This is a genomic window from Serratia sp. M24T3, assembly GCF_000257645.1.
Taxonomy (GTDB): Bacteria; Pseudomonadota; Gammaproteobacteria; order Enterobacterales; family Enterobacteriaceae; genus Rouxiella.
This window is the reverse complement of sequence record NZ_AJHJ01000002.1, coordinates 188,931-201,374: the sequence shown is the minus strand read 5'-3', so window position 1 is coordinate 201,374 and position 12,444 is coordinate 188,931. Positions and strand designations below refer to the sequence as shown.

8 protein-coding genes are annotated in these 12,444 nt (G+C 51.8%); 3 read left to right on the top strand and 5 right to left on the bottom strand.

Translation table 11 applies throughout. The features are described 5' to 3' along the window. Positions 1-8: 8 nt before the first annotated feature. On the bottom strand, positions 9-1,301 hold the full coding sequence (locus tag SPM24T3_RS02590) for a DUF445 domain-containing protein (protein ID WP_009635134.1): 1,293 nt from the start codon (positions 1,299-1,301) through the stop codon (positions 9-11). 138 nt (positions 1,302-1,439) lie between these two features. Here SPM24T3_RS02590 and SPM24T3_RS02585 point away from each other — a divergent pair, with 138 nt between their 5' ends. Both SPM24T3_RS02585 and SPM24T3_RS02580 read left to right on the top strand, forming a co-directional pair. Next, the gene (locus SPM24T3_RS02585; RefSeq protein WP_009635133.1) at positions 1,440-3,083 is read left to right on the top strand and encodes a multidrug ABC transporter permease/ATP-binding protein; all 1,644 of its coding nucleotides are present in this window, start codon (positions 1,440-1,442) and stop codon (positions 3,081-3,083) included. Positions 3,084-3,279: 196 nt separating this feature from the next. Beyond that, complete coding sequence (locus SPM24T3_RS02580) at positions 3,280-5,730, top strand: DUF3772 domain-containing protein (protein WP_037377432.1); 2,451 nt, start codon at positions 3,280-3,282, stop codon at positions 5,728-5,730. Between the two features lie 48 nt (positions 5,731-5,778). On the opposite strand, the gene corA is transcribed toward SPM24T3_RS02580, so the two are convergent. The 4 genes from corA to SPM24T3_RS02560 form a co-directional block, all read right to left on the bottom strand. Further along, positions 5,779-6,774 carry a magnesium/cobalt transporter CorA gene (gene corA, locus SPM24T3_RS02575; RefSeq protein ID WP_009635131.1) on the bottom strand — a complete coding sequence of 332 codons (996 nt, stop codon included), beginning with the start codon at positions 6,772-6,774 and terminating at the stop codon, positions 5,779-5,781. An 80-nt stretch (positions 6,775-6,854) separates the two neighbouring features. Continuing rightward, positions 6,855-8,402: an efflux transporter outer membrane subunit gene (locus tag SPM24T3_RS02570; protein ID WP_009635130.1), complete on the bottom strand. Its 1,548-nt coding sequence runs from the start codon at positions 8,400-8,402 to the stop codon at positions 6,855-6,857. A gap of 2 nt (positions 8,403-8,404) precedes the next feature. Next, entirely contained in the window at positions 8,405-9,973 is a 1,569-nt protein-coding gene (locus SPM24T3_RS02565) for a DHA2 family efflux MFS transporter permease subunit (protein ID WP_009635129.1), read from the bottom strand. Next, positions 9,970-11,205 carry an HlyD family secretion protein gene (locus tag SPM24T3_RS02560; protein WP_009635128.1) on the bottom strand — a complete coding sequence of 412 codons (1,236 nt, stop codon included), beginning with the start codon at positions 11,203-11,205 and terminating at the stop codon, positions 9,970-9,972. Before SPM24T3_RS02560 ends, SPM24T3_RS02565 begins: the two co-directional genes overlap by 4 nt. A 305-nt stretch (positions 11,206-11,510) precedes the next feature. On the opposite strand from SPM24T3_RS02560, the gene SPM24T3_RS02555 reads away from it, so the two are divergent. Further along, the gene (locus tag SPM24T3_RS02555) at positions 11,511-12,443 is read left to right on the top strand and encodes a cation diffusion facilitator family transporter (RefSeq protein ID WP_009635127.1); all 933 of its coding nucleotides are present in this window, start codon (positions 11,511-11,513) and stop codon (positions 12,441-12,443) included. Position 12,444: the final 1 nt, after the last annotated feature.

Genomic DNA, 12,444 nt, shown 5'->3' with positions numbered 1-12,444 from the left:
CTTGAACATTATTTTTGCAGTGCTTGCCACAGCAGAGGCAACGCCAAAGGAAGCTGTGAAATCAGATAAAGTATCAGTCCAATGCCTGCACCCACCAGCGTACCGTTGATACGGATAAACTGTAGATCTTTGCCGATATTTAACTCAATCTGCCGCGACATGTCCTTTTCATCCCAACTCTTTACCGTATCGCTAATATGGCGAGTCAGGAATTGAGCAAAGTCGGGGGCCATTTTTTCTGCCAGCACTTCCATTTGCTGATTCAACGAACTGCGCAGTGCCGGATCTTTACTTAGCGAATTACCTAGCCACAATCCCGCCTCGGCAACGCGTGCGTGCAGCCTTGAATCCTCACTATCCAGATCCTGCTTGATCCAATTACGCAGATCGCTCCACAGCTCGACAATATATTGACTGAGTTTGGGATCGTTTTTCAGATAGCTTTTAATTTCTTCGGCTCGGACGGCCATTTGCGGATCATTTTGCAGACGGGCTATAAACTTCTCCAGTATGCGGTCAAAACTTTGGCGGAAAGCATGACCGCGATCGCTGCCTATATCGTCCAGTAAAGAATTAACCGCATTCGATACCATCGACGCACCGTTTTCACCTAACCATTCTGTCGGCAGCATTTTCGATTTAATTGGATGCTCGCGTTTGACCCAGCGAATAATCTGAGTCGCGATAAATTGACGGCTAGCAGGCTGGTCGAGCAAAACAATCAACTTTTGCATAGCCTGATCCAGCAATGCCTGATGGCGGCTATCTTTGGTCAGACTTTCAAGCAAAGCGGCGACAGATTTAGTCAGGTCAACCTTATCAATTGCGGCATACAGAGCATCTTTAACCCATTGCTGAATACGCTTGTCGTCAGTGATATCCAGAAAGTTTCGCATAAAGCTGAGCAGATAACTGCCGAACTGTTTTGTATTATCCTCCGAGGTTAGCCATTTACCAATAAACTGCGCCGGATCGTGCTGGCGTATAAGGCGAACCAGCGAACCTGGATCGAGAAACTTTTCCTGCACGAAGATGGCCAGATTATCGGCAATCTTATTTTTGTTTTTTGGGATAATAGCGGTATGTGCCGCGATAAAGGGAATAGGTACGCGCTTAAATAACGCGACTACCGCAAACCAGTCAGCCAGTGCCCCAACCATCGCCGCTTCACTGATGGCTTTGACGCCGTTGATCCATAGGTTTTGCGGCAAGAATAGGGTGACAACAAACAGTGCTGCGGCAATTAACAGCAGCAACAGCGCATTGCGTTTACTTCTTCTGAGTTCATTTTCTTTGTTCATTACAGAAGTTTAGGACGATGTTCACACCTCTGTCAGCTTTTTTACTCGCCAGCCACTTAATGAAAGTGAGAATTAGTCTTGATCTCATTATCGCGGCCATTAAACTGCGTCCAGTTCAAATAAATCGAGAAAATCCCCATGGAGCTTTTACGCGTCGTTTTCAAACAATATCGCTGGCCGTTTATTGGCGTAATTGTATTAAGTCTGGCCAGCGCTGCGCTATGTATTGGCCTGATTGCCTTCATTAACATCAAGCTGATTGAAACTTCTCATGCTTCTATGGCGGTGCTTCCCCAGTTTCTCGGATTCTTATTATTGTTAATGGCCGTCACGCTGGGTTCTCAGTTGGCATTAACGACGCTCGGTCACCATTTTGTTTATCAACTGCGTGGGCAGTTTATTAAACGAATTATGGATACTGATATTGAACGCATTGAGCAAATTGGTAATGCGCAGCTGCTCGCGAGCCTGAGCAGCGATATTCGCAATATTACTTTAGCCTTTGTTCGCCTACCTGAATTACTGCAGGGCATTATTCTTACTCTCGGCTGCGCAGCGTATCTTGGCTGGCTGGCACCTAAAATGCTGGCAGTGACTGTGGTGTGGCTAGTCATCACTCTCTTTGTCAGTTTTAAACTGGTGGCGCGCGTCTATAATCACCTTAATCATGTTCGTGAAGCTGAAGACCGGCTGCAAAAGGATTACGAGACGGTGATTCAGGGGCGAAAAGAGCTGGCTCTGAATCGTCAGCGCGCGAAGCAAATTTATCAAGATGACTATCAGCGTAATGCAGCGGAATATCGCAAGCACGTCATTGGCGCAGACACTTTCCATTTAAGTGCGGTTAACTGGTCAAATATCATGATGCTCGGTGCGATCGGTATGGTGTTTTACATGGCAAATTCGCTGGGATGGTCAGATAACGCTGTCGCCGCGACCTTCTCGCTCACGCTGCTGTTTCTTCGCACGCCGCTGCTACAGGCCGTGGGGGCTCTGCCTACTTTACTCAGCGCTCAAGTGGCATTCAGAAAGCTGAAAACGCTGCGCCTGGCTGAATATCAGGCCGATTTTTCTCTTCCGATGCCGAATCGCCAATGGCAGCAGCTTGAACTTCGTGACCTGTGTTTTGCCTATGAAGGGCAGGGATTCGGCATTGGGCCAGTTAACTTGACCATTAAACGCGGTGAAATGATTTTTCTGATTGGTGGCAATGGCAGCGGTAAATCGACACTGGCGTTGTTACTTACCGGGCTTTTCACGCCTAAATCAGGGCAAATCCTGCTTGATGGAGTAGCTGTAGACGCCAGCAGTCGCGAACATTATCGCCAGCTCTTTTCAGCGGTATTTACCGATTTCCACCTGTTTGGCCAGATGATCGGTCCTGACGGTCAGGCGCCTGATAGCAGGTTAGTTGATGAATGGCTGCAGCAGCTCAAAATGTCTGAAAAGCTTAAAATCGAAAATAACAGGATTGCCAATTTGCAACTCTCGCAGGGGCAACAAAAACGCGTGGCGCTCCTGTTGGCGGCTGCCGAAGGTCGAGATTTCCTGCTGCTCGATGAATGGGCGGCCGATCAGGATCCGCAGTTTCGTCGCGTATTTTATCGCGATCTGTTGCCGCGCCTTTCGGCATTGGGAAAGACGGTACTGGCTATTAGTCATGACGATCATTATTTTCAGCATGCCGACCGCCTGCTCGAGATGCGCGATGGACACCTGCATGAGTTAACTGGTAAAGACAGAGATCAGGCTTCCCACGATGCTGTGGCAGCCATTAACTGATCGACGTAGTGAATTGAGCGAGAACGGGAGCAAAAACCCTCCTGTTATTATTTTTTAATGTGATTTCGTTTTTTAAGACTTACCTTACATAGCATCGCACCCAGTAACAGTTTAAGATTTACTTTAGTTAGTCATGCTTTCTTTCCAGAAAAATAAGACGCATTTTCGACACATGAAACTTTGGGTAATCCACTTTATGCAAAAGATTTTCCGGGCACCGTTCTACGTTGCTCTGTTATTGGCGTTGATGTTTTCCCCACTGCTGGCGAGCGCCGCTGCTGATTCTTCGCCGGATCAGGAGCAAGCAACCGCGGACAGCCAGCCAATTGATGCGCCTGCTGCATTGGCGTCGCTACAAAAGCGGCTCGATACTATCAAGCAACAAGTCTCTAACGTTAAGACCAGCAAGTTACTCGATGGTCTTAATGATGATGCAATAAAATTGGCCGCCGATGCCGACACATTAGGAACGGCATTACAGCCACTGCGTGCGCAGGTTCAGGCCAAGCTCGATGTACTAGGCCCTGCGCCTGCTGCGGGAGCATTGCCTGAAACGCCTCAGGTGATTAAGCAGCGAAAAGATTTTAATGCCAACAAAGCCACACTGGATAACCAGATCCAGCAGGCGGGAAGTATTAAAGCCAGCGCCAACAACCTGTCTGCGCAAATTGTCGGGTTGCGCCGCGACCTGCTGAAAACCCAGCTGGCGCTGAATACCGGAAGTATTTTTGGCCCGACATTCTGGTCTGCTTTAACCTCTCCGTCTGATGACGATCAAGAGCGTTTTGGTGAGTTCAGGCAGCAAATTAAAGATGCCTGGCACCTCGCGTGGCAGCCTGAATGGCGCATTGGCACCGGACTGCTGTTGATCAGTGCGCTGCTGCTGGGCGTGTTTGGCGGTCGGGTGCTTGATGGCCCGTTGGCCTGGCTAACGCCGCGCTGGCTGCCGGTTGGTCGCCTGCGTCGCAGCTTCTTTGCCTTTGCTACGGCGATGATCAGTATTATGGCCCTAGGCGGCGCGGCTAAGCTTTTCTCACTGGCCTTTACTCGCATGCCAGACGTCAGCGACTGGGTGCATGAGACTGGCGACCTAATCGTCAAGCTGTCTATTTTCTCCGCGCTGATCGTTGGCCTTGGCCGTGCGCTGCTATCACTGGCGCACCCTAGCTGGCGCTTGCCGGGCATTGCCGATCCGGTGGCGAAAACGTTGGATAGCTTTCCGAAAATGCTGTCTGCTTTTATCCTGATTTTTGGCTTTATCGAACAAACTAATAGTGTGGTCGGTACCAGCGTCGCGGTAACCTTGTTTGGTAACGGGCTTTCGGCTTTGCTGGTGGCTTTCAGTGCCGGTTTTGCGCCAATGCGCGTCAACCGTCTGCGTCGCAAGCTGCTGGCAAAAGGTGAGCAACCGGAAGCGCGTTCTACCCTCGCGGGCCTCCTGCATCTGGCGACCAGCCTGGTGGCGTTGGCGATATTTATCGCGCTGGTGATTGGTTATGTGCCGCTGGCACGATTCCTGACCTATGAACTGCTGTGGATTGGTACGGTCATTGCTTGCCTGTATATCCTGATGCATCTGGCCATCGACCTCAGCGAAAGTCTGTTTTCCCCATCGACTACTACCGGAAAACTGCTTAAACATTCACTGAGCGTCAGCGATCGTCATCTTTCGCTGGCCGCAACACTGGTTTCGGCGGTGGCTAAAACCATGCTGCTGCTGATTGCGATCACCTTGCTGCTGGGCGGTAATTTCGGCACCACCACGCCGCTGGAGATTTTCAGTAAATTAGTCGATGTCTGGGGAGGGAAGGGGCTCGAACACCTGAACATTATCCCTGGTCACATGGTCAATGCGCTCATCTTCCTGATCGTCGGTTTCTATGTGTTGCGCTCTGCCAAGCGCTGGCTGGACGTTGATTTCCTGCCGAAAACCAATATGGATACCGGCATGCGTGCCTCACTGGTGACCCTGTTTGCCAACGTGGGTCTGGTGTTGGTTATCCTGGTTACGCTTTCGGTGCTGGGGATTGAATGGAACCGGCTGGCGTGGATTGTCAGTGCATTGTCGGTGGGTATCGGTTTTGGTTTGCAGGAGATAGTGAAGAACTTTATCTCGGGGCTGATCCTGCTTACCGAGCGCCCGGTAAAAGTGGGCGATTTAGTCAGTATTGGTGGAGTTGAAGGGGATATTCGCCGCATCAACGTCAGAGCAACCGAGTTGCAACTGGGCGACCGCTCGACGGTTATCGTGCCAAACTCGCAGTTCATTTCGCAAAACGTGCGTAACGCCACCATGGGTAACGCGCAGGGTGTGGCAACTATCGCGCTGACTTTCCCGCTGGATATCGATCCAGAAGCGGTGCGTAATATTCTGCTTGAAGCTTATCAGGCGCACGAGTCGATTCAAGACTCGCCACCGCCGTCGGTAACGTTTAGTCAGTTAGGGCCGGACGGCATTGTGTTGAGTGTCACCGGTTACGTCAGCAGCCCTCGCGTTGTCAGTAAAACCAAGAGCGACTTGCTGTACGAGATCCTTAAAAAGCTGCGCGTAGCAGGCGTCTCGCTCGGCCGTACTCAGACTATGATTTTGGCCAAGCAGGATAGAAATCTGGTGGCGGCAACTCAGGAAGAGGAGCCAAACAGCTAATCTTTCTGCAGACTTGATACTTTCCCCGCGTTAACAGCGGGGAAAGACTTATAGCCAACCCGACTTTTTCAATTTCACATATAACGCCACACAGCCCACGATAGTTATCCCAAGCGTTACCGGATATCCCCACGCATCGTTCAGTTCGGGCATATCTTTAAAGTTCATGCCATAGAGGCTGAAAATCACCGTCGGGATCGCCAGAATCGCTCCCCAGCCCGCCAGGCGTTGCACCACTTCGTTTTGATGGACAGAAACCAGCGCCAAATTTACGTGCATGGCGTTGGCCAGCATCTCGCGCATATCGTCAGTGGTAGTGACGACCTGATGAGCGTGATCCTGCACGTCGCGTAAATAGGCACGCAGCGTTTTCGGCACCAGGCCGTCATGATGCTGAATCAGCTGATTGCAGATGTCACCCATCGGCATCGCTGCGTTATGTAAAGACAGCAGCTCGCGGCGCAGGCGATAAACTTCATGGACGGCATTTTGATCAAACTCGGATTTAAACATCCGTTGTTCAATCTGCTGAAACTGCTGAGTGTACTCATGCAGAATAGTCAGATAATTATCGACAATCATGTCCAAAATGGCGTAAAGCGCGTAGCCGGGACCTTTCGCCAGCAAGTCAGGGCACTCTTCAGCATGTTTGCGCACCTGCGCGTAGCTTGTAGATGCCCCATGGCGAACCGTGACCAAAAAGTTTTTACCGACAAACAGGTGGGTTTCGCCGTATTTGATCACATCACCGACCAGCTGCGCGGTTTTCGCCACGATAAACAACGATTCGCCGTATTGCTCGATTTTAGGTCTCTGGTGCGCGGTCAGCGCGTCTTCGATGGCGAGATCGTGCAGGCCAAACTCCTGCTGGATCTCACGCATATATTCATTGGTGGGTTGAACCAGTCCCAGCCAGACAAAAGTATCGGGTTCTTTGATAACTTCACTGATGTCTTCGATGGTCACTTGCTGCAAAACCTTGCCATGACTATAGGCAACGGCGCTTATCACCGATTCTGGGCGTTTTTGGGATGGGGCAGTCATGTCGTTCATGAGAATAGCCAGAGTTTGAGTCGATCGTTTGAAAGTAAAAGGCCGGAGATTAACTCCGGCCTGCCTGACAATTACTGGTTTTTTACCGTTTCAGCCGGTCCAAAAACGCTGTAAGTCGGTAACTTCACGTTCTGGTAAGGCTCCCAACCGCCGCCCAGTGATTTATATAATGAAACCAGATCGGTGCTGGTTTGCACTTTGGCTACCGCGCTCTGCTGGCGCGCCTGTGCCAGCTGGCGCTGGGTATCCAGCACGGTGATAAACGAGGTCAGTCCTTTGCGGTAACCGTCAGTCGCCAGTTCGAAGCTGTTTTGCAGCGCGTTGGCCGAATCTTCCAGGCCGTTAACCCGATCCTGATCGGTGCGATAGTTGACCAGCGAGTTGTCTACGTCCTGCAAGGCAGTCAGCACAGTCTGGCGATAGTTCAGCACGGCATTGGCCTGTTGGGCGCGGGAAACTTGTACGCCAGACACCAAACGTCCTCCCTGGAAGATGGGAATGGAAACCGTAGGCCCGAAGGAATAGAAATTACTGCTCCAGTTGGTCAGATAGCCGGCATCGGTGTTACGCATGCCAAACTGGCCGGTCAATGAAAGGCTTGGGAACAGCTGCGCCACGGAGACGCCAATATTGGCGGTTGCTGAATGCAGATCTGCCTCGGCCTTGCGCACGTCAGGACGGCGACGCGCCAGCTCCGACGGAATACCCACGGCCACGGCATTTGGAATAGTAGGCAGCGGTTTAGGCTGCACCAGCTCTTTGTCCAGCGAGCCGGGGATCTGCCCCAGCAACACGGCTAAACCGTTCATCGCCTGTCGCTGTTGTGCCTCATACTGCGGCAACTGAGCGCGCAACGAACCCAGCTGTGCCCGCGAGTTCTCGACATCTGTCTGCGGCGCAAGTCCGTGTTGAGCCTGGCTCTGCGTCAGACTCAGCGTTTGCTGGGCAACGTCTATCTGAGTCTGGATGGTCGCCAGTATAACCTGGGCACCGCGCAGTTGCAGATAGGTGCGAGCCACTTCTGCCTCGAGCGATACCAGCGCATCGTTGCGGCTTTCTATCGAAGACTCGGTTTCTGCATTGGCCATTTCTACCGAACGACGAGTGCCACCAAACAGGTCAAGCTCCCAGCTGGCATCGAAACTGCCCTGATAGACATTAATCGGCCCGGTGGCAGAATCGATCGCACTGGCCGCTTGTGGACTAATGTTTTCAATTTGGTCCTGCAAGCCGGTGGATTTCAGTTCACCTTTAGCGCCCAACTGCTGGCGAGTCATGCCAACGCTACCATTGACGCTGGGTAGCCAGGCACCTTTCGCCTGTGTCACCTGTTCGCGCGCGCCAACAATACGCAACACCGCCTGTTGCAGAGTGAGATTGCCGGCAATGGCCCGGTCAATCAGGCTATCAAGCTGCTGATCGTTAAACGATTTCCACCATTGAGGATTCGGCTGTGACGCGAGAGCAACAGAGTCAGTCGGATTCTTCTTTGGTTGGTTCATGTCATTAAACGCGGCCGGTGTTTTAGGCTGCGGGGCCTGATAATCAGGTCCGACCGAGCATCCGGCTAATGCCAGCGCCAGTACTGAAAGAGTAAAACGTGATACGTAGGCCGACATAGTTAATGGGCTCCGGCACTGCCTTCGCTCTTGACTGGCGAAAGCAGAAAACAAAATGGGATCAAAATACAGGCAAGCATGACGCAGTAGCTGAACGTGTCGATGTAGGCGAGGATCTTCGATTGCGAGACCATCTCCTGATACATACGACTGGTCGCCAGCGACGTCGGATCGCCGACAATGCTGGTGAAATCACGTATTGCCACCGCACTTTTCTGCACCGCAAGATTGAACTGCTCATTCAGCGGCGTCATGTTATGCACCATGTGTGCGCTGTTGGCCTGCGTTCGCTCGGTGATACTCGCCGTCGCCGCCGAGATTCCAATCGAGCCGAACACATTACGGAACATAGTAAATAGTGCAGCGCCATCGGCGTTCTGACTCTGCGGCAGCGTGATAAATGCTATCGTTGTCAATGGCACAAACAGGAAGCCTAGCCCCAATGACTGTGCGCTGCGATACATAACCAGCGTGCCAAAATCAATGTTCGGCACCAATGTCATTGAGTACACGAATGAAGCCGCCATGATTGAAAAACCGAAGGCAATCAGATAACGAGTCTGAATTTTCGGCATCATCAGCAGCACCAGCGGAATACTCAACACCACCACCACGGCACCCGGAGTCATGACTAACCCGGACAGGGTCGCGGTATAGCCAAGCTGCTGCTGGGCAAGCTGAGGGATCAGTATCGAGCTGGCATAAAGAATCAGCGCCATGCCGCTCATCAACACGCTGGACACTGCGAAGTTGCGGTCTTTCAGGCAGCGTAGGTCAACCACGGGTTTCTTGGCATAAAGCAGCCAAAATACCGCGCTGACAATTCCCACCAGCGCCAATGCGGCAAAGGTGATGATAAAGTTCGAATGGAACCAGTCTTCATCTTCTCCGCGGTCCATCATGACCTGCAAACAGCCAAGTCCCAAAGCAATCAGGCTGATACCGATGTAGTCGATGCTCAATTTATCTTTGGACTTCTGCTCCCACGGTGGATCTTCCAGCAGGTGATAAATCGCAATCAGAGCCACTATCCCAATAGGAATATTAATCAGGAATACCCAGCGCCAGGTGTAGCTGTCAGTAATGAAACCGCCCAGCGTAGGCCCAAGGATCGGGGCGACGATAATGGCGATAGAGGACAGGCCAAACGCCTTGCCGCGGTCTTCTTTCTTGAAGTAATCCAGCAGTACCGATTGCTGTACCGGCTGCAGGCCGCCGCCGAAAAACCCCTGCAATAGACGGAACAGGATCATTTGCCACAGCTCGGTGGCAATTCCGCACAGGAAGGAGCAAACGGTAAACATCAGAATACAAATCATGAAATAGTTCTTGCGACCAAACGTTCGGCTGAGGAACGCCGAGATGGGCAAGACAATACCGTTGGCGACCAGGTACGAGGTAAGTACCCAGGTGGCCTCATCGTAGCTTGAAGACAGCGTTCCCGCGATGTGCGGCAATGCCACGTTCACAATGGTGGTGTCGAGGATCTCCATAAATACCGCGATGGTGACCACGATGGCCACCGCCCACTGATTATTTTTGGGGACCCAACTGCTCCGTTCGTCACTCATTCAACAGTTACCGTCGGGTCAACAGACAGGCCCAGCGGCAAGGGTTTTTTTGGATCCAGACCACTGTCGATCACTATTTTAACCGGTACGCGCTGAACGATTTTTACGTAGTTACCCGTGGCGTTTTCAGCCGGGAAGGCCGAGAAACGCGAGCCGGTACCTTGCTGGATGCTGTCTACGTGGCCGTGAAGTTCGATATTCGGATAGGCATCGATTTTAACGTCCACTTTATCGCCAGGATTCATGCGTTCCAGCTGCGATTCTTTAAAGTTGGCAGTGATCCAGATATCCGGCGAAACCAGCGAGAACAGCGAAGATCCGGCTTGAACCAGAGTACCCAGCTGAACGTTACGCATAGTGACGAATCCGTCAAACGGTGCGCGAACGTCGGCATAGGAAAGGTTAAGGTTCGCGGTTTCCAGCTGTGCTTTAGCCTGCTCAACCTGCTGCTGACGGGCTTCGACGTTAGCGGCGGCATTGCGGATATTTAACTGTACCTGCGCCGCAACCAGAACCTGTGCCTTGGCATTGGCCAAATCGGCATTGGCAGAACGCATCTGTGCGGTTGCGGTATCAATATTTTGTTGCGAGGTGGCACGTGGATCAACGCCGTGCTGACGACGATAATCGGCAGTTGCGTTCAACAGGTTGGCTTCGGCACGAGCTTCCTGCGCCTGAGCCTGAGCCAGCTGTGCAGGATATTGCACTTTGGCCAAATCGTATTGAACCTGTGCCTGGTGCAGCTGTGACACGGCCAGACCAAGCTGTGCAGTGGCCTGATCGCGCTGGGCGGTAGCATCTCGCGGATCAATCTGGACAACCAGCTGACCTTTTTTCACAAATTCGTTGTCCTTGACCGCCAGATTAACCACATAACCGGCAATTTTAGGCGCGACGGTCACGGTGTTTGCCTCGGTAAAGGCATCATCGGTGGTTTCAAGATTGCGATTCAGGAACCAGAAAATCAAGGCGGCGATCACGATTATCACGACCACAATGCCCAAAATGATTAGCGGTTTTTTACCAGGGCCTTTGCCCTTTTGGCCTTCCTTGTCGTTGTCGTCCTGTTTTTGATTGTTAGTGCTCTCATCAGGGCTACTATGGCCTTCGCCAGATTTGACCTGTGAGGAGTTAATCGCTGATTTGCTGCTGTCCGTTGCATCGTTGGCGTGCTGGGTGGTTTCTTTTTTGTTATCAGTCATATTGTTATGATCGCTGGTTGTGTTGCTCATCGAAGAGTGGGCACGCAGGTTGCCTTGATAAGTATTTAAAAGAAGCTCGCTTTACCCTAGAAGATCTTGATGTAAAAGCAAGTAAATTTAAGTCAGTACGTTTACCTTTTAGCCAATTGCTTATCGATTGTTTTGGCGAAAAGGGAAAAATCTTTATGGCAAGTGCAAAAAGTGGCAAACTAGCCCCCTCTGCTGCGAAAACCTTCACATAATTCAATTACCTTTATTAGGGTTTAATTTCCACTTCCTTTCAGCATTGCGAACTCATTTCTTATTTAAAATTATTCAATTTTTAGGATAGCCGTGTGACAAATTTAGAGACTTCTTCTGCGGGCAATGACCGAAGTTTAAAAGGTCTGACTCGAATTGCTTCGATGGTGTCACTGATCGTGGCTTTGGTTTTGGTCGGAGTCAAAGTCTGGGCTTGGGTTGCAACCGGTTCCATTGCATTGCTGACCTCTGCAGCCGATGGCCTGGTCGACGTGCTTGCTTCTCTGGTGACGCTGATAGGCGTGCGCTACGCCGGTCGTCCTGCTGATAAAGGTCATCGTTACGGGCACGGCAAGGCAGAAGCGGTAGCAGCCTTTGTCCAGGCACTGTTGCTGGGAGCTGCGGGCCTGGTGCTGGGCATTGAATCGGTAGGGCGTTTGCTGGATCCGCAGCCTTTGGCACAGCTGGGGCTGGGTATCTGGGTGATTATTGGCAGTTCACTGGCCGCCGTGGGTTTGGTGATGATGCAAACTTACGTGGTCAAACGCACGGCTTCGACTGCAATTGCCGCCGACCGCGCGCATTACGTGACTGATGTGGCGGTGAATGTTGCAGTGTTGCTGGCGCTGGTGCTTGAACACTATTTTGGCTGGACGCGTTCCGACTCCACCGGCGCGCTGCTTATCTCTTTCTACATGATTTGGAACGCCAAGGGCATGGCGGCGGATGCGTTAAAGCAACTGCTGGACCGTGAGCTGGATGTTGAAGACCGCAAACGCGTCAGAGCCGCAGTCATGGGCGTTGAAGGCGTGAAGGGCGTGCATGATATTCGCACCCGCAACGGTGGCGATCGGGTGTTTGTCGAATTTCATTTAGAGGTAGATGGCATGCTGTCGGTAGACGTTGGCCACGATATCGGCGACGCAGCCGAGGCCGCTGTTATGCAGCTTTTCACCGCCGCCGACGTCACCGCACACCTCGAACCTGCCGGCATCGACGATGACCGGCTGGACGATTTATTTAAGTAGT